The organism is Nitratireductor kimnyeongensis (assembly GCF_019891395.1).
Taxonomy (GTDB): domain Bacteria; phylum Pseudomonadota; class Alphaproteobacteria; order Rhizobiales; family Rhizobiaceae; genus Nitratireductor; species Nitratireductor kimnyeongensis.
Genome location: NZ_CP078143.1, coordinates 325407 through 346250, shown reverse-complemented (window position 1 = coordinate 346250; position 20844 = coordinate 325407). Strand labels below are relative to the sequence as shown.

23 protein-coding genes, 1 tRNA gene and 1 pseudogene are annotated in these 20844 nt (G+C 58.7%); 16 read left to right on the top strand and 9 right to left on the bottom strand.

The window, feature by feature from the left end; all coding sequences use genetic code 11:
- Nucleotides 1–324: 324 nt before the first annotated feature.
- From KW403_RS01585 to KW403_RS01565, 5 genes are all read left to right on the top strand, one after another.
- The gene (locus KW403_RS01585; RefSeq protein WP_223021039.1) at nucleotides 325–2127 is read left to right on the top strand and encodes an acetolactate synthase 3 large subunit; all 1803 of its coding nucleotides are present in this window, start codon (nucleotides 325–327) and stop codon (nucleotides 2125–2127) included.
- Nucleotides 2128–2211: 84 nt separating this feature from the next.
- Nucleotides 2212–2784, top strand: a complete 573-nt coding sequence (ilvN, locus tag KW403_RS01580) for an acetolactate synthase small subunit (protein ID WP_223021038.1) — start codon at nucleotides 2212–2214, stop codon at nucleotides 2782–2784.
- A 127-nt stretch (nucleotides 2785–2911) separates the two neighbouring features.
- Nucleotides 2912–3508: a LysE family translocator gene (locus KW403_RS01575; RefSeq protein WP_223021037.1), complete on the top strand. Its 597-nt coding sequence runs from the start codon at nucleotides 2912–2914 to the stop codon at nucleotides 3506–3508.
- Nucleotides 3509–3631: 123 nt separating this feature from the next.
- On the top strand, nucleotides 3632–4129 hold the full coding sequence (locus KW403_RS01570) for a hypothetical protein (protein ID WP_223021036.1): 498 nt from the start codon (nucleotides 3632–3634) through the stop codon (nucleotides 4127–4129).
- Between the two features lie 48 nt (nucleotides 4130–4177).
- Nucleotides 4178–5305 (top strand): ATP-dependent DNA helicase, encoded by a 1128-nt coding sequence (locus tag KW403_RS01565; protein ID WP_223021035.1) that lies wholly within the window; start codon nucleotides 4178–4180, stop codon nucleotides 5303–5305.
- Between the two features lie 37 nt (nucleotides 5306–5342).
- Here the strand turns inward: KW403_RS01565 and KW403_RS01560 are convergent, their stop codons facing one another.
- A complete protein-coding gene (locus KW403_RS01560; protein WP_223021034.1) occupies nucleotides 5343–5750 on the bottom strand; it encodes a SpoIIAA family protein in 408 nt (135 codons plus the stop codon).
- Between the two features lie 118 nt (nucleotides 5751–5868).
- Here KW403_RS01560 and KW403_RS01555 point away from each other — a divergent pair, with 118 nt between their 5' ends.
- From KW403_RS01555 to KW403_RS01530, 6 genes are all read left to right on the top strand, one after another.
- Entirely contained in the window at nucleotides 5869–6609 is a 741-nt protein-coding gene (locus KW403_RS01555; RefSeq protein ID WP_223021033.1) for a pyridoxine 5'-phosphate synthase, read from the top strand.
- Between the two features lie 118 nt (nucleotides 6610–6727).
- Complete coding sequence (locus KW403_RS01550; RefSeq protein ID WP_223021032.1) at nucleotides 6728–7309, top strand: transglycosylase SLT domain-containing protein; 582 nt, start codon at nucleotides 6728–6730, stop codon at nucleotides 7307–7309.
- A gap of 239 nt (nucleotides 7310–7548) precedes the next feature.
- A complete protein-coding gene (locus tag KW403_RS01545; protein ID WP_223021031.1) occupies nucleotides 7549–8199 on the top strand; it encodes a TetR/AcrR family transcriptional regulator in 651 nt (216 codons plus the stop codon).
- Between the two features lie 48 nt (nucleotides 8200–8247).
- On the top strand, nucleotides 8248–9267 hold the full coding sequence (ilvC, locus tag KW403_RS01540) for a ketol-acid reductoisomerase (RefSeq protein ID WP_223021030.1): 1020 nt from the start codon (nucleotides 8248–8250) through the stop codon (nucleotides 9265–9267).
- A gap of 93 nt (nucleotides 9268–9360) precedes the next feature.
- A complete protein-coding gene (locus tag KW403_RS01535; protein ID WP_223021029.1) occupies nucleotides 9361–9711 on the top strand; it encodes a PilZ domain-containing protein in 351 nt (116 codons plus the stop codon).
- Between the two features lie 225 nt (nucleotides 9712–9936).
- Entirely contained in the window at nucleotides 9937–10203 is a 267-nt protein-coding gene (locus tag KW403_RS01530) for a hypothetical protein (protein WP_223021028.1), read from the top strand.
- A gap of 44 nt (nucleotides 10204–10247) precedes the next feature.
- On the opposite strand, the pseudogene KW403_RS01525 reads toward KW403_RS01530, so the two are convergent.
- From KW403_RS01525 to KW403_RS01520, 3 genes and pseudogenes are all read right to left on the bottom strand, one after another.
- Nucleotides 10248–10451, bottom strand: a pseudogene (locus tag KW403_RS01525) (phytanoyl-CoA dioxygenase family protein); the annotation flags it as partial.
- A gap of 142 nt (nucleotides 10452–10593) precedes the next feature.
- Nucleotides 10594–10728: a hypothetical protein gene (locus KW403_RS19435; RefSeq protein ID WP_281425624.1), complete on the bottom strand. Its 135-nt coding sequence runs from the start codon at nucleotides 10726–10728 to the stop codon at nucleotides 10594–10596.
- A 380-nt stretch (nucleotides 10729–11108) separates the two neighbouring features.
- Complete coding sequence (locus KW403_RS01520) at nucleotides 11109–12050, bottom strand: phytanoyl-CoA dioxygenase family protein (protein WP_223021027.1); 942 nt, start codon at nucleotides 12048–12050, stop codon at nucleotides 11109–11111.
- A gap of 119 nt (nucleotides 12051–12169) precedes the next feature.
- Here KW403_RS01520 and KW403_RS01515 point away from each other — a divergent pair, with 119 nt between their 5' ends.
- Nucleotides 12170–13030, top strand: a complete 861-nt coding sequence (locus KW403_RS01515) for a helix-turn-helix domain-containing protein (RefSeq protein ID WP_223021026.1) — start codon at nucleotides 12170–12172, stop codon at nucleotides 13028–13030.
- Between the two features lie 29 nt (nucleotides 13031–13059).
- Here KW403_RS01515 and KW403_RS19305 read toward each other — a convergent pair whose 3' ends face one another.
- Both KW403_RS19305 and KW403_RS01505 read right to left on the bottom strand, forming a co-directional pair.
- Complete coding sequence (locus KW403_RS19305; RefSeq protein ID WP_246637853.1) at nucleotides 13060–13704, bottom strand: BA14K family protein; 645 nt, start codon at nucleotides 13702–13704, stop codon at nucleotides 13060–13062.
- A 51-nt stretch (nucleotides 13705–13755) separates the two neighbouring features.
- The gene (locus KW403_RS01505; RefSeq protein ID WP_223021025.1) at nucleotides 13756–14205 is read right to left on the bottom strand and encodes a BA14K family protein; all 450 of its coding nucleotides are present in this window, start codon (nucleotides 14203–14205) and stop codon (nucleotides 13756–13758) included.
- Between the two features lie 182 nt (nucleotides 14206–14387).
- On the opposite strand from KW403_RS01505, the gene KW403_RS01500 reads away from it, so the two are divergent.
- Nucleotides 14388–15503, top strand: coding sequence for an endonuclease/exonuclease/phosphatase family protein (locus KW403_RS01500; RefSeq protein WP_223021024.1), 1116 nt, complete (start codon nucleotides 14388–14390; stop codon nucleotides 15501–15503).
- A gap of 25 nt (nucleotides 15504–15528) precedes the next feature.
- Here the strand turns inward: KW403_RS01500 and KW403_RS01495 are convergent, their stop codons facing one another.
- From KW403_RS01495 to KW403_RS01485, 3 genes are read right to left on the bottom strand one after another with little or no spacing between them, the layout of a single operon-like run.
- Nucleotides 15529–16737 (bottom strand): ABC transporter permease, encoded by a 1209-nt coding sequence (locus KW403_RS01495; RefSeq protein ID WP_223021023.1) that lies wholly within the window; start codon nucleotides 16735–16737, stop codon nucleotides 15529–15531.
- Nucleotides 16737–17453 carry an ABC transporter ATP-binding protein gene (locus tag KW403_RS01490; protein WP_223021022.1) on the bottom strand — a complete coding sequence of 239 codons (717 nt, stop codon included), beginning with the start codon at nucleotides 17451–17453 and terminating at the stop codon, nucleotides 16737–16739. The genes KW403_RS01495 and KW403_RS01490 overlap by 1 nt, the downstream gene beginning before the upstream one ends.
- The gene (locus KW403_RS01485; RefSeq protein WP_223021021.1) at nucleotides 17450–18697 is read right to left on the bottom strand and encodes an efflux RND transporter periplasmic adaptor subunit; all 1248 of its coding nucleotides are present in this window, start codon (nucleotides 18695–18697) and stop codon (nucleotides 17450–17452) included. The genes KW403_RS01490 and KW403_RS01485 overlap by 4 nt, the downstream gene beginning before the upstream one ends.
- Before the next feature lie 136 nt (nucleotides 18698–18833).
- On the opposite strand from KW403_RS01485, the gene KW403_RS01480 reads away from it, so the two are divergent.
- The 3 genes from KW403_RS01480 (at nucleotide 18834) to KW403_RS01470 (ending at nucleotide 20771) form a co-directional block, all read left to right on the top strand.
- On the top strand, nucleotides 18834–19751 hold the full coding sequence (locus KW403_RS01480; protein ID WP_223021020.1) for a PhzF family phenazine biosynthesis protein: 918 nt from the start codon (nucleotides 18834–18836) through the stop codon (nucleotides 19749–19751).
- A 106-nt stretch (nucleotides 19752–19857) separates the two neighbouring features.
- Nucleotides 19858–19933, top strand: a tRNA-Lys gene (locus KW403_RS01475).
- A 169-nt stretch (nucleotides 19934–20102) separates the two neighbouring features.
- Nucleotides 20103–20771 carry a protein-L-isoaspartate(D-aspartate) O-methyltransferase gene (locus KW403_RS01470; protein ID WP_246637852.1) on the top strand — a complete coding sequence of 223 codons (669 nt, stop codon included), beginning with the start codon at nucleotides 20103–20105 and terminating at the stop codon, nucleotides 20769–20771.
- The last annotated feature ends 73 nt before the right edge of the window (nucleotides 20772–20844 follow it).

The following is a 20844-nucleotide window of genomic DNA, read 5'->3' as shown; positions in this document are numbered from 1 at the left end:
AAGCCTAGGGGTACGAGGTTAAGACCACGTGTTTCGGGATGGTTGAGGAGGGGTAAACGTCACCGATGAACTGGTCTGCGTTAGCCGGTTGACGAACCGCTCAAGCAACCTTATTGTGCGCGGCCATGATGACACGAAACATTCTTATCGTAGGAAGGCGCATGGGCAAGGCGGCGTAGCCGTCTGGCGAAAGCTCCCATGCGCGAAACACAGGCTCCTTCGGGGGCCTTTTTTATTGGCCCAGTGTTTCCTTGGGGGCGCGGGGCAGCTAAACCAACTTCGCCGGTGGACAGAATGGGCCGGTAGACAGAACGGAAAGACAAGATGAACAAGGCAGTGTCGGAGCCAGCAGCGGATACATCCGCCCACAACGAAATGACGGGAGCGGAAATCGTTGTGCAGGCGCTCAAGGATAACGGGGTCGAGAGTATTTTCGGATATCCGGGCGGTGCCGTCCTTCCCATCTATGACGAGCTCTTTCAGCAGGAAGAGGTCCGGCACATTCTGGTGCGCCACGAGCAGGGGGCAGGGCACGCGGCCGAAGGCTATGCTCGGGCCACCGGCAAGGCAGGTGTGATGCTGGTGACGTCCGGGCCGGGCGCCACCAATGCGGTGACGCCGCTGCAGGACGCCTTAATGGATTCGATTCCTCTCGTCTGCATCAGTGGCCAGGTGCCCACGGCACTGATCGGCTCCGATGCTTTCCAGGAGTGCGATACGGTGGGCATCACGCGCCCCTGCACAAAGCACAACTGGCTTGTGAAGGATGTGAACCAGCTCGCCGCGATCATCCATGAAGCTTTCCATGTGGCGACCACGGGGCGTCCCGGACCTGTTGTCGTGGACATTCCCAAGGACATCCAGTTCGCCAAGGGGACGTACACGCCGCCGCAGACGGCACCCCGCACCAGCTATCAGCCTCAGGAGCAGGGCGACATCAACCAGATCAAAGCAGCGATCGAGTTGATGGCGCATGCCAAGAGGCCCGTGATCTATTCAGGCGGCGGCGTGATCAATGCCGGACCGGAGGCCAGCCATTTGCTTCGTGAGCTGGTGGATCTCACGGGCTTTCCGATCACATCGACATTGATGGGACTGGGCGCCTATCCGGCTTCCGGTGACAATTGGCTCGGCATGCTGGGCATGCACGGAACCTATGAAGCCAATATGGCGATGCACGATTGCGATGTGATGTTGTGTGTCGGTGCGCGGTTTGACGACCGCATCACCGGGCGTCTCGACGCGTTCTCGCCCAATTCCCGCAAGATCCACATCGACATCGATCCCTCTTCCATCAACAAGAATGTCCACGTCGACGTGCCGATCATCGGCGATGCCGGACGCATTCTCGAGGATCTGGTGCGGTTGTGGCGTGCGACTGCCAAACCCAACAAGACCGCACTCAAACCCTGGTGGACGCAGATCGATATCTGGCGGGCGCGCGATTCTCTGGCTTACAGGCCGAATGAGGACGTGATCATGCCTCAATATGCGATCCAGCGGCTTTATGAACTGACCAAGGATCGCGATGTTTATGTCACGACCGAGGTCGGGCAGCACCAGATGTGGGCGGCACAGCATTTCGGCTTCGAAGCCCCCAATCACTGGATGACGTCGGGCGGACTGGGCACAATGGGCTATGGTCTGCCTGCCGCACTCGGCGTGCAGATTGCGCATCCCGAAGCGCTGGTGATCGACATTGCCGGTGACGCCTCGGTGCAGATGACCATTCAGGAGATGAGCGCGGCGGTCCAGCACAACGCGCCGATCAAGATTTTCATCCTGAACAACCAGTATATGGGCATGGTGCGCCAGTGGCAGCAGCTTCTGCACGGAAACCGCCTTTCGCACTCCTATACCGAAGCGATGCCCGATTTCGTGAAACTCGCCGAAGCCTATGGTTGTCACGGCATCAGGTGCGACAAGCCGGCCGCGCTTGACGACGCGATCCGTGAGATGATCGCGGTGGACAAGCCGGTGATCTTCGATTGCCGCGTGGCTGCCCTTGCCAACTGTTTCCCCATGATCCCCTCCGGCAAGGCGCACAACGAGATGCTGCTTCCCGACGAAGCCAGCGACGAAGCGGTTGCCAACGCGATCGACGAAGAGGGCCGGCAGTTGGTCTGATGGTGTCGAGGCGCCTCTCAAAATGTGGAGATGTGTTTTGATTTCAGTCAGTTACACAATGGTTTTGCAGAAGAGATTCACGCAATGAACGCGCAACTACAACCCACCGGCTCTGCCTATTTCATTACCAAGGAAACGGAAGCCGCCCAAACCCACACGCTGGCGGTTCTCGTGGACAACGAACCGGGAGTTCTTGCCCGCGTGATCGGCCTTTTTTCCGGTCGCGGATACAACATCGACAGCCTGACCGTCTCGGAGACGGAGCATGAGCGCCATCTTTCGCGGATCACGATCGTCACGCGCGGCACGGGCCACGTGCTTGAGCAGATCAAGCATCAGCTTGAGCGCATCGTGCCCGTCCACCGCGTGGTTGATCTTTCGGTGGTGGCCGACGAACGTGGCCATGATCGACCGATGGAGCGTGAGCTGGCGCTGGTGAAGGTGAGAGGGCAGGGTGACGACCGTGTGGAGGCTCTTCGCCTTGCCGACGCTTTCCGTGCTCAGGTGATCGACGCCAACACAGAGCATTTCATCTTCGAGATCACCGGGCGGGTTTCGAAGATCGAGCAATTCATTGCCATCATGAAGCCGCTCGGTCTGGTGGAGGTCTGCCGCACGGGTGTTGCGGCAATGAACCGGGGGCCGGAGGGAATGTAGGGCACCAGCCCGAACGAGGGACAATTTTCCGGCGCAGGGGGACAAATTTCACATGGCCTGCGCTGGAAACCGGGTCAATAATGTTGACCTTCATGCCCTCTCCGGGTTGCTGTCTGGGAGCAAACGGATGTCACCCGACGTCTTCCTTGCCTTGTTGGTCTTCTCTTTCGTCTCTTCTGTCACGCCGGGCCCCAACAATTTCATGCTGTTGGCCTCGGGCGTGAATTTTGGCTTTCGCCGTACAATTCCGCACATGTTCGGCATTGCCGGCGGTTTTGCTTCGTTGCTTCTGGCTGTTGGCTTCGGTCTCGGCGCAGTGCTCACCGCGGTTCCGGCACTCCACACCGTCTTGAAGATTGTTGGAGGCGCTTACCTCCTTTATCTCGCCTGGCGCATTGCAATGTCGCGCGCACTGGGAGAAGCGCGGGGAGGAAAAGGCGAGCCAATGACGTTTGTCGAAGCAGCTGCCTTTCAATGGGTCAACCCCAAGGCATGGGTGATGGCCCTCACAGCGATGGCGGTTTACACGGATCCGGCGGCACCGTTTCTAACCGTGTTTCTCGTGACCTTCGCTTTCGTCATCGTGAATTTCCCGAGCGTGTCCGTTTGGGCCGGTTTTGGCGTTGCACTGCGCGGCTTTCTGGCCGACCCCGTTCGCCTCAAATGGTTCAACATCGCCATGGGCATCGCGCTTGCCGCGACGCTGTGGCCGATGCTTCGCTAGCGCCATCTGCTTGAGTTTGACCTCCAGGACGAGTTGAAGCGGCGGCAATCAAACCTCCCTGCTTGCATATAAAATATTAGCTGGCTATCTTAAATGCTTCCCGCAGCGCGGTGGAGTGGTCGGATGCCGAGACTCGATGAAGCCACGGTGACCTGGCGGTTGTTCCTGTGCACATTCGCGGTTTCAATTGTTCTGTTCGCCATTGGTTGGCTCACCTATGAACCACCTGCCAAGAAGCCGTTGCTCAATATCGTTGGGGGAGGCTTTACCGTTGATCACAACAAGGCGGAGATCCGATACGATCTTTCGGTCAAGGAAGTTCGTCCGCTCCGTCACGGTATGATCATCGAGGCGAGTTTCGAGGATCCAGCCGGGAACGGCTATTATGTGGTTCGTGAGCGCGCCCAACGGTGGCGAAGGCTATACAGCCTCCGTTCGCCACCGGTCTGTGGTGTGCGAGCACGCAAACGTTATCTTGTCATGCTCCGGGTGCTAAGTGACAGGGGAACCGACGAACTCTGGCAAGACATCTTTCACGTCTCTAGCCATTTGGGAGAGGATGTCATGCCGGAGCCTCCGGTCACCACCTGGCCAGGCCGGGATTTTTCTCCTTATCAATAGCTCCGTTGCGGCCTGTTCAGGCGGGAGCGAATCTGCTTTCTGGGCCGTATGGAATTCTCCCCGCAACAGGATGCGGCGCTTAACGCCGTGGCCCGCTGGCTCAAAGCCGGGCAAAGCCAGATTTTTCGTCTGTTCGGCTACGCCGGAACAGGCAAGACGACACTGGCGCGCTATTTCGCCGAACATGTGGACGGCGATGTTCAGTTTGCTGCCTTTACCGGCAAGGCCGCCCAGGTTTTGCGCTCGCGCGGTGCCACCAATGCTCGCACCATTCATTCGCTGATCTATCGTCCGCGTGGAGAGGAGGAGGTGGAGGACGAGTTGACGGGCCGCACGTCCATTTCTCCAACGTTCTCGCTCAACCGGCAGAGCCCTATCGCCAAGGCAGCCATGGTGATTATCGACGAATGCTCCATGGTTGACGAGGCGCTCGGGCGGGACCTGATGTCGTTCGGAACGCCGATCCTGGTCCTGGGCGATCCCGGTCAGCTTCCGCCGATTTCGGGCGGTGGATTTTTCACCGAGCACGAGCCTGATCATCTTCTCACCGAGATTCATCGGCAAGCTCGGGACAACCCCATCATTCAGCTCGCTCTCGATGTGCGTGAAGGCCGCGACATCACCTTTGGCGATTATGGGGCTGCCAAGGTGATTTCCAAGGCTGAGGTCGATCAGGATCTTGTGCTTTCTGCCGACCAGGTTCTGGTGGGGACCAACCGAACACGCCGGCGCTACAACCAACGCCTGCGTGAGTTGAAAGGGTTTGATGCCGACTACCCGCAGGCTGGAGACAAGCTCGTATGCTTGCGCAATGATCCGGCCAAGGGGCTGCTCAACGGGTCGCTGTGGAAGGTGATGACCTCATCGAAGGAGACAGTGAAGCCGGGCATCAATCTTCTGGTTTCTCCCGAAGAAGACGATCCCGACCGCGGTGTGTCCAAGATCAAGCTGTTGAAGGCGGCTTTTGAAGATCCGGAGGCGGAGATTCCCTGGCAGACCAAGAAGCGGTTTGACGATTTCGATTATGGCTATGCCCTGACGGTTCACAAGGCGCAGGGCTCGCAATGGGACGAGGTGGTGCTCTTCGATGAGAGCTATGCTTTCCGCGACACCCGTCAGCGCTGGCTCTATACGGCGATTACCCGCGCTTCCGAACGGCTCACCATCGTGCGGTAGAGCGTTTCGACTTTTTCTGGATTTTCATTGGCGCTGATCACGCTGGTGGAGAAGCGGGTTTGGCACCCAGCCACTTCCACGCCTCCTCGACCTTCTCATAAGGGAAATATTCCATTTCCATGGTGAAGAACGGGCGGAAAAGGGCGATGGTCGTGCCCATCCAGCCCGGTCCCCCTGCTACAGCATATTTGCGAATATGTTTCAGCGCGTGGGTCTTGCCCAGTATCGTCTGTTCCTTGAAGGCTGCCTGCCAGTCAAAGCCTTCATAGTCATGGATGATGACGAGCAGGTCGATCTTGTCATGCACCTCATAAGCGCCTTCGAGAAGGCCGTAGAGGTTTTCCACATCGGCTGCCGTGATATGCCCCACGACCTCAAAAGCATAGGCATCCTCGCGACTGGTCTCGATGCGTCGCACGTTCGGGGGCGTGTCGTTGATGGTCATTTTTCTCTCCTGACCGCGTGCTGCCTGTATTATCAACGCTGTCCGGGCCTGTCCGTTCCCGCCTGATCGCGCTATGGAGCAGGGACAATGCCAACGATTCAGAAAGCAGAAATCGACAATGCCGGCAAAACTCTCCGTCAATCTCAATGCTGTCGCCATGCTGCGCAATCGGCGCGACCTGCCATGGCCGAGCGTTACAGGGCTTGGGCGGATTGCACTGGAGGCAGGCGCCTGCGGGCTGACTGTTCATCCCCGCCCGGATGAACGGCATATCCGCTTTTCCGATCTTCCGGAGATCCGGGCGCTGCTGGATGACGGTTTTCCTGATCGTGAGTTCAACATCGAGGGGTTTCCCACCGAGGATTTTCTTGCCCTCGTGGAAGAGCACCAGCCGGAACAGGTCACGCTAGTGCCCGACGACCCGGCGCAGGCGACCTCGGACCATGGCTGGGATTTTGCCGGGCAGGGCGACTTTCTCCGTCCCGTGATCGCGCGGTTGAAGAAGCAGGGTTTTCGGGTTTCGCTCTTTGCCGACCCGGACCCCGAGCAGGTGCCGGCTGCGGCCGCGCTGGGGGCTGACCGGATCGAATTGTACACAGGGCCATATGGTGCTTGCCACGATGATTCCGGAAAAGCGGCTATCGAGCTGGAAAAGCTCGGAAAAACGGCGGACGCTGCCGCGGACAATGGGCTCGGGGTCAATGCGGGCCACGATTTGACGGTGGCGAACCTTCCTGCGCTCGCGCGTCGCATACCCGGCCTCTGTGAAGTCTCTATCGGGCATGGGCTCACTGCCGATGCGCTGGAATTTGGCATGACGGAGACGGTGCGCCGCTTCATGCGGGCGTGCGAGGGGTAAGCTTTCGCTCCGTTTGAGTGGAACCTCGTCACGGAATTGCCCAGAGTGTTAACGTCTGCACACAGGGTTTCTTAGGACTCGCCAGCTAATGCAAGGGACGCGGGTTTTGAGGTGTTCCATGCGTATAGCTGCAGTGATCATTCTGCTCGCGCTGGCGTTGGCAGGTTGTGCTTCGACGCCGCGCAGCATCAACAACGTTTGTACAGTTTTCGACCAGAAGCAGGGCTTTTTCGGCGGCTGGTACACGCAGGCCAAGCGTGTAGAGCGCAAGTATGGCGTGCCTGCGGAGGTTTTGATGGCGACGATCCGGATCGAATCCGGTTTTGACGCCGATGCGCGCCCACCGCGCCGGAAGTTGCTCGGTTTCATCCCCTGGAAACGTGCTTCGAGTGCCTATGGCTATTCGCAGGCGCTCGATGGCACCTGGGAGCGCTACAAGCGCGAAACCGGGAATCTGATGGCGCGGCGCACGAGTTTCGCCGATGCGGTGGACTTTGTCGGCTGGTATCATCAGACCAGCCACAGGACCAACGGTGTCGCTCTCAACGACGCCTATGGGCTTTATCTCAACTATTATGCCGGGCATGCGGGGTATCGGCGCGGGGTGTGGCGTAACAATCCCCAAATGCAGAAGTCGGCGCGAAAGGCCGCCAGCATGGCCCAACGCTATGCTCAGCAGATGCGCCAGTGCGGACGCTAGAGCTCCGTCGGTTTTCCTGACATGGCCTGTGCTGCCGCGTAGCGAATGCTCCGGGCATCGTCGGAATGCCCATGAGCTCCCCGTCTCCTGCCCAGATGCGGGGTTGCTTGCCTCTCTTCAATGCTGTTCCGAAAGGCGGACTTTGGCTGACGATCCGGCTTGCAATCCGTCGGTTGGTGTGACAGAACCGTACCGTACGGTACGATATACAAGCGGGATCAGAAGTCTTCGTGCGCCACATGCCGGAAATGCAGGACGAATATACACCGCGCCAACGCGCGGTTCTGGACAAGGCGCTCGGTCTTCTGGTGGAGGGCGGTGAACGCGCACTGACGACCGCGGGTCTCGCACGGGCGGCCAATTGCTCCAAGGAAAGCCTGTACAAATGGTTTGGCGATCGCGACGGGCTTCTGGCCGCGATGATCGCCCATCAGGCGAGCAAGGTGCGTGCGCGGATTGACGGTGGCGAGAAGCTCGACCATGGCCGCTTTCGCGCGCATTTGGTGGATTTCGCCAATGATCTTCTACAGGTGTTGAGCGGGGATGTTTCGCTGGCGCTCAACCGGCTGGCGATCGGGCAGGCGAGCCGCGAAGGCAGCCGGCTGGGGGCGCTTCTGATCGAACGGGGCAGACATGGCATCGACAAGCGTGCGGGTGCGCTTCTTGAGGCGGGCCGACAGCGTGGGTTGATCGCCTATGGGGATCGGGATGCTGCCTATCACACATTTTACGGCCTGATCGTGCGCGATCTTCACGTGCGCATGCTTTTGGGCGAGGCCGGTGTAAGCCGGTCGGGAAATCATGCCGCGCTCGCAGAGGAGGCGGTGGAGCAGTTTTTCGTGCTCTTTGGAGCGCGAAAAGAGGAGACGGCAAGCCGGGACAGGGGCTAGGCAGTCGGAAACGGACAACATCAAGTTGGATCAGGAAAGGAACTGAGTATGCGGGTGTATTACGATCGCGATGCCGATCTCAACCTCATCAAGAGCAAGAAGGTCGCCATTATCGGGTATGGCAGCCAGGGACGCGCGCACGCGCTGAACCTGAAGGACTCAGGCGCCAAGGACATCGCCGTGGCGCTGCGTCCGGGCTCTGCGACTGCCAAGAAGGTGGAGGCAGACGGCCTGAAGGTGATGTCGGTGGCAGAGGCGGCCGCATGGGCCGACCTGATGATGATGGCCACGCCCGACGAGCTGCAGGCCGGCATCTACAATTCCGAGATCGCGCCGAACATCCGCGACGGTGCGGCCATTGCCTTCGCGCATGGCCTTAACGTGCATTTCGGCCTGATCGAGCCGAAGAAGACCGTCGACGTGCTGATGGTCGCGCCGAAGGGCCCGGGCCACACGGTGCGCGGCGAATATGAGAAGGGCGGCGGCGTGCCGTGCCTGGTTGCCGTTCACCAGGACGCTTCCGGCAATGCGCTGGACCTTGGCCTTTCCTATGCCTGCGGCGTGGGTGGCGGCCGTTCGGGCATCATCGAGACCACGTTCCGCGAAGAGTGCGAGACGGATCTCTTCGGTGAACAGGTGGTTCTGTGCGGTGGTCTGGTCGAGCTCATCCGCGCCGGCTTCGAGACGCTGGTCGAGGGCGGCTATGCCCCGGAAATGGCTTATTTCGAGTGCCTGCACGAAGTGAAGCTGATCGTCGACCTCATCTATGAGGGCGGCATTGCAAACATGAACTACTCGATCTCCAACACCGCAGAGTGGGGCGAGTATGTCACGGGCCCGCGCATCATCACGGCAGAGACCAAGGCAGAGATGAAGCGCGTTCTGCAGGACATCCAGTCCGGCCGTTTCACCACCGAGTGGATGCAGGAGTGGCACGCCGGTGCGGCCCGCTTCAAGGCAACCCGTCGCCTGAACGACGAGCATCCGATCGAGGAAGTGGGCGAGAAGCTGCGTGGCATGATGCCGTGGATTTCCAAGAACAAATTGGTGGACAAGGAAAAGAACTGATCTTTCCCAAAGTCTCAGAGAGAAGGCCGCGGCATCGCCCGCGGCCTTTTTCTTTACCGGTCCTTCATCTGCCTGTCCCACCATGAAACGGACATGCTGGCACAATTTTCGCTGCGTGGTCCTCCAGAAGCGGGCAAATGCGAGGAGATGGTGATGATTTCGGACATGGAAAGACGATTACCTTCCGGGCGCACGGTTTCGACCGAGCGTCGCAACGAACCGCGCGATCCCGTGGAGCGACGTGCCCGGCTCTTCTGGAACAACGGCGCCTGCATGCTTCTGGGTATGGTGCGTGATCTCAGCGAGAGCGGCGCGCGCATCCGCTTCTGTGACATCTGTGCCGTGCCGGATGAATTTTACGTCGAGATTGAGGGCAGTGATCGCGTGCGCCGGGCCAAGATCTGCTGGCGCAGCCTGACGGAGATCGGAGTTGCCTTTGGGTAAATTCTTGCCCTACATGAAAATTTACTTTATGTTTTTGCGTAATTCAAGATAATAATATCGCTTTGATAAATAGTTATATTATTTTTACTTGATGAAAACATCCATTCAAACCAGTATAGAGCGCATGATTTTTGTATTTATTAAAACGGTTTTGCAATGCGCTTATTTTGTAAATTTGCATTTTTACCCTTGTTCCTTTTCCCCGGAATGGCTTCAGCTGAAGACGTGTCCATCAAGTTCGAAAGGCAGATGGAGGTCAGTTCGCGTTGCGGCGAGGCGGCCCGCGAGACCTGGCAGAATCCGATTGTCTTGCCGGACGCCGGTGGGTTGCCAGGCTATGACGTGGCGGTGGTGGCCGGCCCGCGACTGACGGACGCCTATCGTCCCGTGCTCGTCTGTCTGATCAACACCGAGACAGGCGTTGTGACCCTGTCAAAAGGGTTCGACATCAGTCCTCTCCTGCCAGGAGCGCGTGCGCTGACAGGAGAGTGACGATATGCCCAGGGCCTTGGTTTGTCGTGAATTGACTAGCCTGTTCAGGCTGTTAGCGGCCAGGGTTCAAGGCCCAGAAGCTTTTCCCTCAGCTCCGTGAGCTTCGCCGTCTTCGCGTTGTTCTTTTCCCATTCGCGCGGGTCGCCGGGGAAGGCGTCGCGCTTGGGGTGGTCGAGTTCGCGCCAGAGGCGGAGGTGTTCTTCCTCGTTTCCGTGTTCGGCCGGATGCGTGGCGATATACTGGGTCATTCCCGATGAAGTTTATGTCGAGATCGAAGGCAGCGACCGTGTCCGCCAAGCCAGCATCCGCTGGCGCAGCCTGACGGAGATCGGCGTGGCGCTTGCGTGAGGGGGCGAGTGCCGGACGTAAATCCCGTCCGGCACGGCTAGCCTATTTTGCGACGCGCGCATCAATGATGGTTTTGCCGTCCTTGAAGGAGATCTTGGCCTTGTCCAGACGGATTTCTGTGCGCTCATCGGTTAGGACGACATTGCCGTTGGCATGCATAATGTTGGTGTCGTCCACTGTGATTTCTTCAGCGCTCACTTCGAATCGATCGAGATTGGAAGTATCATCCGCAGCGAGTGCAGATCCGCTTATTACGATCATTGATAAAATTGAAATTGATATTCTATTCATTGCCTAAAACCGTTATTCTTTAAAGCATTAGTTTCTTCTATGCTTGCCTTTTTATTCATTGTTTGCGGCAAATTTGTGTTTGTCCTTTTTCAAGAAGTGTCGAAGACGGACAAAGCGGGCAGGCATAACAAAGCCTTATCCCTGCCCAGAGGGAAGCGGTTTGCCTTCCATCGAAAGCGATAAATCCTGAACCCTGATGCTTCTTTTCAATTATGCGACGGCAAGGGTTCGCCTCGGACAGCAAACCCTTCTCGTGATCTCACGTCTCAATCCCATTCCATCAGCCCCAGAAGCTTTTCCCCCAGTTCCGTAAGCTTCGCCGTCTTCGCGTTGTTCTTTTCCCATTCGCGCGGGTCGCCGGGGAAGGCGTCGCGCTTGGGGTGGTCGAGTTCGCGCCAGAGGCGGATGCGTTCGAGGCGCTCTTGCTCATTTTCGAATTCGGCGGGGTGCATCGAGATGTATTGTGCCATCCGAACCCGGTCCTTCGAATGGTTGGGGCGCACGCCATGTGCCAGGAGCGAGTTGAAAATCAACAGGTCTCCTGCCTCCATGTCGATGTTGGTGATCTTGAAACCAGCCGTGTCCGGATGCATGGGATCGCGGTCGACAGGCTGGGTCTTCACCCAGTCATCGAAATGCTCGAAGAGCTCGGGAATGCACTGGAAACCGCCGACATCGCCGTCCTGCTTCTTCAGGCTCAAGACGCCCTGAACGCCGATGGGCAGGGGGCGGAGCGATGTGTCGGCATCCCAGTGGATGAAGCCGTTGGGATTGCCGGGAGCTTTCTTCGGCACGTTCAGATTGGCACGGTCGATGGTGACCCAGAGGTCTTCGCGGTCCCAGATGTCGACGAAGGCATCGTAGACGCGCTTTTCCATACGATTATCCCACAGATACTGGTGATTGTAGATCTCCAGCATGCCGGTGTTGTTGAGCTCTTTCATTTTATGCTCGCGGCGCTGCGGGGCGTACCAGGTGGCCGGGTCTTTGGGGTCTTTTTCGTCGAACTCCCATAGGAGCTCCACCAGACGCTCGACATTCTCGCGGGGCACGGCCTGACGTACAATGACGTAGCCCTTCGTGATCCAATGCTGCCAGTCGTCTTTAGAAAGCACACGCAGTGGCAGTGTCTTCTTGATGTCTTTAAGCTGCGTGCCAACCTTGCTGGTTGAGGGGTGCGCATCGCGCTTGATGGCCGCTTCTTGCATGGTTTCCTCCCGAATATTCCTACTTACAGGGATCAGAATACCGCGGCCCCCAGGGCGATGTTGTACTCTCGTCGCCAATATTGATACGATTATGGCCTTCTGAGGCTGTGGAGCGCTGGATGAGGCCGTTTCTTGAGACATTGCCCAAGGTGCCGGGTGCCTCCTGGAGCATGCTCAATCGTCGACTCGAGGATGGTATTCCTTTCGAGTGGCACCATCATCCCGAATACGAGTTGACGTTGACGCTCAACTCCACGGGGCAGCGTTTCGTCGGCGATCATGTGGGGGAATATGATGATGGCGATCTGGTTCTGGTGGGCGCGAACCTGCCGCATACATGGGCTTCCCGGACGCGGCGGAACCCCTCTCTGCCCCATGTGGCGCTGGTCATGTGGTTTCGTCACGAATGGGCGGCGGCACTGGGGGAGGGGTTTGCGGAGCTGCGCCCCATAGGAGGGCTCTTGTCGCGCGCAGAGACCGGACTTGCCTTTTCGGCAGAGGTTTCCGCACGGGCGCGGCCCCTGATCGAGGCACTTTTCGAGGCGGAGTTGGCCGAGCGGTTTCTGGCGCTGGTGCGGGTATTGCTGCTTCTGGCAGCAGACACGGATGCGGAATCTCTTGCAAGCACGGTGGCGGCGCGTGATCTCGATCGGGCGGACCGCGAACGGATAGATCGCGTTCTTTTGCATATTCATACCCACTACGCGGAGCGGATTACCAACGCGGAGCTGGCCGAGATTGCAGCGCTCAGTTCCTCCGGTTTGCATCGTCTGTTTCGCCGGCATACGCGCACCAGCATTTCGGACTACGTAATGCGGCTGCGCATTGGTGAAGCCTGCATGCGGCTGTCCTCAAATGATCAGCCAATCGGGCACGTGGCTGCAGCGGTCGGCTATCACTCGCTGGCCAATTTCAACCGGCAGTTCAAGGCTTTGCGAGGCATGACCCCAAGAGCTTATCGGGCGCTGTTTCGCGGGTGAGGCACGCGTCTTTTTTTCAGGTAGCCAACCTATCGGCCGTAAGGAGATACACAGCGTTTGCGTGGACCGCGATGGGGCTGGAACGTGTTGTCTGAAGCGCGAAACGAACGGTATTTTCCGCTGCACCAAGCCAGATGCGCGGCGCGCGCGTTATGGCTCGGATATGGGCGTGCCACCCCTGTGCGCTGCGCTGGCTCATAGCGCCAATAGAACGACCGACTTCCATGGCGTGGTCTCAACAATGGCCGACCTGGACCGTACACATCGTTGAAACCGTAGAAATAGCCAGCAAAGCGGCCATGCGGATCATGCCAGGGCGACCATGAGGGATTGGTGCGATGGTTTAAGCGATAGGCAGTGCGGCAACGCTCGAGCCAATGGCGACGATGCATGTCGCCCAGTGTCAACTGCATTCGGCCGGGAAAGAGATGCCGCATCGTGCGACGTTCGTTCCAGCTGTCCAGGCAAATGCGGTTGCTGGTTGTCGAAAAAAGCCGACCGGCGGTCGCCATTTGCGTGCCTGCCAGGCAAAGAGCAATAACAAGAACAGCTTTTGAAAAGTGCATAATGAACAACTCCAGATATAAATCCGGATTCTCCATTGCGTCTTCAAGGTTGAAAAGGAGAATTGTCGTAAACATCGCTTCAAGTCGGCGCGACAGCAGATGCTCCATATGAAAATGGCGCGGACGGACCGCGCCATTTCCAGAATTCAGGTCCTCTGCCTATCGGTAGTATGGCGAACGGCAGGGCCGACGTGGGCCGTGATAGGGCTGAAAAGTGTTGTCGGAAGCGCGATAGGAACGATAGCGATTGTGGCACCAGCGTACATGCGCGCGCGACAGCCTCACCGGCTGGCCGTAGTAAGGGCGTACGGGCCGGGGGCGGACATGATGAGGCCGGTAGTAATAGGGAGCTGGCCGGCCGAACTCCAGGTAAAAGCCTGCACGCGGGCGATGCCGGTGCCAATTGCGGCGTTGCTTGTGGTGGCGCCATTTCCTGTGATTGCGGTGGTTTACCTGCGTCAAAGGCGCTTCACTTGCTGAACGCTCTACCGCTCCCGAAGCCGCGCTGCCGACGATACCGAGCGCATTGGCATTGGCAGGTGCGCCGAAGACGATAAAGCCAAGCGCGATCAGGCCCGAACAAGCGAATTTTGTCAGTCCGTGTTTCATAGTGGTCTCCTGGTTTCCAGACCCCAACAAGCCCCTTCATCCCTTTAAACAAGCAATGTCAGAGATGCTTATAGTATCAGAAGCAAGCACAATCTCCATGAACGTGTGATGAATGGAAACGTTGCCGTTTCTGGGCTGAACCGAGGCTTGTAATCCGTGCTGCAGCGTTTAAACGTTCTTGCATGTCGCTCCGGCTCGCCACCTTCAACGTCGAAAATCTGATGAACCGGTTCGATTTCTCCGGTTTCCGCAACGATTTGCATCGCGACCGCGCGCTGTCGCTCTATGAGATCGAGGATGAAGCGCATTATCGTGCACTTGAACAGGCGCGAGCCGTAGCGTTGACGGATGATGCGAGGCAATTGACTGCACTTGCCATCGCAGCGACCCGAGCAGATATTCTGTGCCTTCAGGAAGTCGATAATCTCGCCGCGCTCAAGGCGTTCGAGTATGGCTATCTCTTCAAGATGATCGGGAACGGTTACCGCGAGAAGTATTCTGCTTCGGGCAATGATTCACGCGGTATCGATGTGGCGGTGATGATGCGGCCAATGACTGCGCATGGCCAGCCAATCGAATTCGAGCGCATGACCAGTCATGCCCATGTGACTTTCTCGGATCTGGACCTTCATAACGATGCGCTGGCTGACCTTGGTATCAATCCGCAGGACCGCATCTTCCGCAGGGATTGCCTGGAGCTGGACATCAAGGTCGGGGGCCGCCCGATGTCGCTCTACGTTGTCCATTTCAAGGCGATGAGCCCGCCGCGAAACGGCATGGATGGACGCACGGCGTCGATGCCTGTGCGAATGGCCGAGGCCGCTGCTGTCCGACGCATCATCGAGGAGCGTTTTGGCGGTGAGGAGCGGGCCTCTTCCAAGCGCTGGGTGGTTTGCGGCGATTTGAACGACTATCGCGAGCGCGTCGTCATTTCGGGAGAAGCGCATGAGGGATACAGGTTTGAGCCTGTGCAGGAGGCGCTTTCGAGCATCAACACGCTGACGGCCGGTGGCTTCTGCGAAAACCTGGTAGAGCGCCGGCCCGAGTTGGATCGCTGGACGCTTTATCACACCAGGGGACCGGAGGAACGGCATCTCTGCCAGCTCGATTACCTGCTTGCCTCGAAAGGGCTCGCCGCACGCAACCCCCGTGCCGTGCCCGAGATCATCCGCTCCGGACAGCCCTGGCGCACGATCTTTCCGCCGGATCAAGACATACCCCGCTTTCCTCGCGTAGGCTGGGACCGCCCCAAAGCTTCCGATCATTGTCCGGTGGTGGTTCAACTCGATATAACCTGACCGGGCGAAGAGCCGGTATCAGCAATCATTCGTGCCGAAGGGCCTCGATCGGATCAAGACGGGCGCCGCGCAGTGCCGGGAAAAAGCCGAAGACGATGCCGATGAGCATAGAAACGGCAGCGATTGCTGCGATCGCGGCGAGGCTGGGCACGAAGTCGACATTCATGAAGGCGGTTACGGCCCAGGCAATGGCAAGGCCGGTGCCTATACCGATCAAACCTCCGAGCAGTGACAGAACAGAGGCTTCCGTCAAAAACTGAACCAGAATATCGCGCTGACGGGCACCGATGGCCATGCGGATGCCGATTTCGCGGGTGCGTTCGGTTACCGATACCAGCATGATGTTCATGATGCCTATTCCACCGACCAGAAGGCTGATGGCGGCGATCGCGCCGAGTATCGCCGTGACATTCCCGATGATGCTGCTTGCCTGGCGCATATACTCAGCCATGTCCTCCACCTGGAAGTCATCATTCTGGCCCGGAACAATGCGGCGAAGAGGGCGCATTTCCTCTGCCACCTTCGTTTTGAGACCGGGGATTGATGCCTCGTTGGGCGCGTTGATCAATATCTGGTCAACCTCGTTCTTGCCGCTGATCCGGGTTTGAAACAGCCCGAGCGGCATCATCACGATAGTGTCCTGATCCCCGGAAAAAGAAGCGCCCCTGTCGGAAAGTTCGCCGACGACACGACAGTGGGAGGGGCCAAGACGAATGCGGGCGCCGACCGGGTTTTCTATCCCGAAAAGTGCTTCTGATACCTTGCTTCCAACCACGCAAATGCTGGCATTGCTGGCCAGTTCCAGGGGAGTGGGCAAGCGTCCGCGTCGCAAAGGCCATTCGCGCAGAGCGAAATAGGCGCGGCTGACGCCCAGAAGTCGACCAGGGAGCCCCCGTGCTCCATAAGAAATGCGAAGTGGGGTCTCCGCATATCCTGCAACGATGGCGTATTCGCTGACAGATCTTTCGAGATTGATGAGATGCATGTTTGTCAGCGCGCGTGCCTTTACGCCAGCCGGCACAGAGGGATCCGGGGGAACGCCGGCAAACACGAAGATCAAGCGGCTTCCGAGGCCGGCCATTTCGGAGCGGATTCTTTCCCGGGCTCCGCCACCGATCGTGAGGAGTGAGATTACCGCGGCGACGCCGATAATCACTCCGAGCAGTGTGAGAAGGGAGCGCATCTTGTTACGGGCGATGGAGAGAAGCGCCAGGTGAACCGATTCCAGGAGCATCAGCCTGTCGCCCCCGCACTGCTGTCAAAGGCGATCCGCCCGTCGCGAAAGCCGATCTGCCTGCCGGCAAAGGCTGCGATATCTGCCTCGTGAGTGACCATCACTATGGTCAGGCCCTGCTGCCGATTGAGGCCTGTGAGAAGCGCCATGATCTCGTGACTGCGCCCGGTGTCCAGATTTCCGGTCGGTTCGTCGGCCACGAGCAGTGTCGGTTCCGAGACGAGTGCGCGCGCGATCGCAACCCGTTGCTGTTGACCGCCGGAGAGGGCGCTTGGTGTGTGATCTTCACGCCCCTCAAGCCCGACTTGCGCCAGCGCCCTTCTGGCCAGGGTGCGACGTGTGTGGGCCGAGAGGCCGCGATAGACCAGAGGCAATTCCACGTTTTCGAGCGCGGTGGTCCGTGGCAGCAGGTTGTAACCCTGAAACACAAAGCCGATATGCCGGTTGCGCAGTTCGGCGCGCTTCACTTTATCGAGGCCGCCGGCGTCGTTGCCCATAAAATAATAGGCGCCACGGGTGGGGGTATCGAGAGAGCCCAGAATATTCATTGCGGTGGATTTTCCCGAACCCGACGGCCCGGTTACCGCAACGAATGCCCCTTTCTCGATCTCGAAACTCACATCCGCGAGCGCATGGATCTGCATTTCGCCTTCGCCATAGCTGCGCCAGACCTTCGTGAAGGCAAGAAGCGGTGTCGACGGGATCGACGCATTCATTGGAGCAGTCCGCCGATCTGTTCACCGGTGATCACATTCTGCCCAAGCGAGAGGCCGGAGACGACCTCGGCTTTTTCCCAGTTGCGCACACCAAGCTTCACCCGGACCGCCCTCGGCTCGTCGTTCTCAAGCACGTGGACAAGCGCGGAATTGCCGGGTTCGCCGGAAGGGAGCCGAGAGGATGCCTCTTCAAGGGTGGGTGGCCGATAGCGCAGCGCGCTGGTGGGGATGAGGAGAGCTTCGTGCGCTTCGTCTGTCTTGATCGAAACAGAGGCCGTCATGCCTGGACGCAATCTGAGGTCCATGTTGCGTACATCGAGGTTTGCCTCATAGGTCACCACATCGTTTTCGGTCTTGTGGGCGAAAGAGACATCACGGATTGTCGCGCTGAAGGTCTGGTCGGGATAGGCTTCGACGGTAAAACTCGACTGTTGCCCAGGTTGGACCGTGCCGATATCGGCCTCGTTGATCTTCGCGACCAGTTCCATCTGCTCCAGATTCTCGGCGAGAATAAAGAGCACCCCGTCGTCTGAAGAGGCGAACATCGTTTTGCCAGGCTCGGCCTTGCGCGCCAATACCACCCCGTCGATCGGGGAGCGGATCGTGGTCCGGCTGAGGTCGAAGCGCCTCAGCTTGAGATCGGCCTCATTGGCCGCAAGATCGGCTCGTGCGGTAGCGACCTTGTTTCGGGCACGATCGCGTTCGGCCTGCATGTCTTCGAGCTTTTGCTCGCTGAGTGCACTTCTCGCTTTCAGGGCCTGGGCTCTTTCGAGCTTGCGTTCGGCTTCGCGCAAGGAAATCTCGGCGTCGGACAGGCTCGCCCTTGCCGTTGCCACCAGCGCCTCTGCCCGCTCGACGGCATATTGGAACACAGTGGAATCGAGTGTTGCCAGGATGTCTCCACGCCGGATGCGCTGGCTCTGTTGCACAGGAACCGACTGCACCGTGCCTTTCAGTTCGCTCGATATCTCGATCTGGGTGCGAGGGCGCAACACCGCCGTTGTCGCCACCTGTGCGACAAGATCGCCGCGTTCGACCGGGTGAAGCATATATGCGCTTCCCGCCGGGATGGATCGGGTGCTGGCGAAGACCCAGATGCCTGTCGCCAGCACCGCCGCGAGGGAGAGAAGCAATAGCCAATGATGGCGTTTTGGGCGGTGTTTCGGGCGGCGTTTCGGATCGAGATCGGTGCTTGCCTCCCGACACTGTGCAGTCGCGGGCCCGTCAACTTCATGGCTCGTCATTTCCATGGTCGCCTGTTGTTTGCGGCGCCCCCCATTTCGTTCTGACGTGGTATGAGGAAAGTGGGCAAAAGATGGCGAAGCAGGGTCCGCACCGCCGCATTGCTGCGATGATCTGGATTTTTCTGTGAGAGGCGAGATGACTGGTCGAAACTATTATATTTATGACGTTTTTTCCGCTGAGTCCCTTTCAGGAAACCCATTGGCCGTGGTGTTGGATGCGGACGGGATGGATGATGCGGTGATGCAGAGGATCGCGCGGGAGTTCAATCTCTCGGAGACCGTTTTTATCGGACAAGCGGCGAGCAAGAGCCACACAGCGCATCTGCGCATCTTCACGCCGCGTTCGGAATTGCCTTTCGCTGGTCACCCGACGGTGGGAGCCGCGATCGCTCTAGCTGAGCGGGCGGGACCGGGTGATGGGAGCTCCCAGACTTCGATCATGATGCTGGAGGAGGCGGTGGGACCGGTGCGCTGCGCTGTCACGGCGGGGAAGGACGTGGCCTATGCCGAGTTCGATCTTCCCAAATTGCCCATGACGCTTCCGTTCCCGATAGAACCGGAGGCGGTGGCTGCTGCTCTCGGGCTCGGTCATCATGAGATCGGGTTCGAGAATCACACCATCAGCACGTGGAGTGCAGGGGTTCCCTATATTTGTGTGCCGGTGGCCAATCTAAGCGTGGCGCGCCGTGCGCAGATCGATCCCGCCCTCTGGCGTTCGCTTGTCCCTCGGATCGAGGGGCCATCCGCTGCCCCGTACATCTATTGCCGCGAAACGGTGAACCACGATCATGCATTTCACGTTCGCATGTTTGCTCCTGATGACGGGATACCCGAAGATCCAGCAACGGGTTCGGCGGCTGCTGCCTTTGCGGGTGCGATCATGCAGCATGATGCGCTTGTCGATGGCGCACATGGCTTCCTGATCGAGCAAGGCATTGAAATGGGCCGGCCGTCCAGCATCCGCCTGGAGGTGGACGTCCATCTGGGGGCGATCACTTCTGCCCGGATCGGCGGTCATGCGGTGCGGGTGGCGGAGGGGAAACTGTTGATTTGAGCAATAAGTGACAAACTCGTGTCAGAGTGTCTTGCATGCATGGCAGAAACCGTTTAAGGAGCCGGTCATTCGGTTGACGGCGACCAGATCGCCGCCCGAATTGGTCGGGTGATTAGCTCAGTTGGTAGAGCAGCTGACTCTTAATCAGCGGGTCACAGGTTCGAGCCCTGTATCACCCACCAAACTTTTTTTCTTTGCATTTCAAACGAATTATCCGCCCCTGGCCAGTCGAGCTATGCGCGGTTCCTGCTCTGCCATGCATAAGTTCATGGGCGCAAGGATGGACGGTGAGATGCGTTTGGCTGCAATATAGGGGTTGGACATTTTCTTCACGACCGAAGCCGGGCAGGTTTGAGCAGCAAGCAACATACCGAACAGAACGACGACCGCCGCGGCGCGATGCTTGCGGTGTTGAGACGGCGTGGCATCGTGTCCGACACCGTGCTCGATGCAATGGCTGAAGTGCCGCGCGATCTGTTTGTGCCGGAGCATCTTGCCGAGCTGGCCTATGAAGATGGAGCTCTGCCCATCGGCGACGGGCAGACCATATCCCAGCCCTATATCGTTGCGCTGATGACCGAGGTGGCAGATATAAAGCCGCAAAGCCGGGTTCTCGAGGTCGGGACGGGGTCGGGCTATTCCACGGCCATCCTGTCTCGCATCGCCGGACATGTTTTTTCGATTGAGCGGCACGATTCTCTGGCGATTGCGGCGCGGCGACGCCTGGGAGAGGCGGGCTACCTCGACAATGTGAGTATTGTTGTGGGTGACGGTACGCTGGGGCTGCCGGAAGAAGGGCCGTTTGATGCCATCATAGTGACCGCTGCAGGGCCGCGGGTGCCGGAAGCGCTGCAAGCGCAACTCGCTCTCAATGGAAGGCTAGTCATGCCGGTTGGGTCAACGCCCGGTGCCCAGAAGCTCACCTGCGTGGTGCGTGACGGGGACAGCGACTTTCGCACGGAGGTTCTTGCGACGGTTTCTTTCGTTCCTCTGATCGGCGCGCAGGGCTGGCAACGCTGAGACGCGTCTCCCGGATGAACGATTTGCGCGGGATTCGCGAAGTTGAGATTTTTTGTGGAACCTTTGTTGCCCA

Bases quoted from the DNA above. Each gene is read 5' to 3' on its own strand.
- KW403_RS01565 (WP_223021035.1), top strand. From the start codon at position 4,178: ATGGAATTCTCCCCGCAACAGGATGCGGCGCTTAACGCCGTGGCCCGC.
- KW403_RS01570 (WP_223021036.1), top strand. From the start codon at position 3,632: ATGCCGAGACTCGATGAAGCCACGGTGACCTGGCGGTTGTTCCTGTGC.
- KW403_RS01500 (WP_223021024.1), top strand. From the start codon at position 14,388: ATGTCGCTCCGGCTCGCCACCTTCAACGTCGAAAATCTGATGAACCGG.
- ilvN (WP_223021038.1), top strand. From the start codon at position 2,212: ATGAACGCGCAACTACAACCCACCGGCTCTGCCTATTTCATTACCAAG.
- KW403_RS01485 (WP_223021021.1), bottom strand. From the start codon at position 18,697: ATGACGAGCCATGAAGTTGACGGGCCCGCGACTGCACAGTGTCGGGAG.
- KW403_RS19305 (WP_246637853.1), bottom strand. From the start codon at position 13,704: ATGGAGCATCTGCTGTCGCGCCGACTTGAAGCGATGTTTACGACAATT.
- KW403_RS01520 (WP_223021027.1), bottom strand. From the start codon at position 12,050: ATGCAAGAAGCGGCCATCAAGCGCGATGCGCACCCCTCAACCAGCAAG.
- KW403_RS01515 (WP_223021026.1), top strand. From the start codon at position 12,170: ATGAGGCCGTTTCTTGAGACATTGCCCAAGGTGCCGGGTGCCTCCTGG.
- KW403_RS01535 (WP_223021029.1), top strand. From the start codon at position 9,361: ATGCTGGCACAATTTTCGCTGCGTGGTCCTCCAGAAGCGGGCAAATGC.
- KW403_RS01550 (WP_223021032.1), top strand. From the start codon at position 6,728: ATGCGTATAGCTGCAGTGATCATTCTGCTCGCGCTGGCGTTGGCAGGT.
- KW403_RS01560 (WP_223021034.1), bottom strand. From the start codon at position 5,750: ATGACCATCAACGACACGCCCCCGAACGTGCGACGCATCGAGACCAGT.
- KW403_RS01545 (WP_223021031.1), top strand. From the start codon at position 7,549: ATGCCGGAAATGCAGGACGAATATACACCGCGCCAACGCGCGGTTCTG.
- KW403_RS01555 (WP_223021033.1), top strand. From the start codon at position 5,869: ATGCCGGCAAAACTCTCCGTCAATCTCAATGCTGTCGCCATGCTGCGC.
- KW403_RS01585 (WP_223021039.1), top strand. From the start codon at position 325: ATGAACAAGGCAGTGTCGGAGCCAGCAGCGGATACATCCGCCCACAAC.
- KW403_RS01495 (WP_223021023.1), bottom strand. From the start codon at position 16,737: ATGCTCCTGGAATCGGTTCACCTGGCGCTTCTCTCCATCGCCCGTAAC.
- KW403_RS01490 (WP_223021022.1), bottom strand. From the start codon at position 17,453: ATGAATGCGTCGATCCCGTCGACACCGCTTCTTGCCTTCACGAAGGTC.
- KW403_RS01505 (WP_223021025.1), bottom strand. From the start codon at position 14,205: ATGAAACACGGACTGACAAAATTCGCTTGTTCGGGCCTGATCGCGCTT.
- KW403_RS01480 (WP_223021020.1), top strand. From the start codon at position 18,834: ATGACTGGTCGAAACTATTATATTTATGACGTTTTTTCCGCTGAGTCC.
- ilvC (WP_223021030.1), top strand. From the start codon at position 8,248: ATGCGGGTGTATTACGATCGCGATGCCGATCTCAACCTCATCAAGAGC.
- KW403_RS01575 (WP_223021037.1), top strand. From the start codon at position 2,912: ATGTCACCCGACGTCTTCCTTGCCTTGTTGGTCTTCTCTTTCGTCTCT.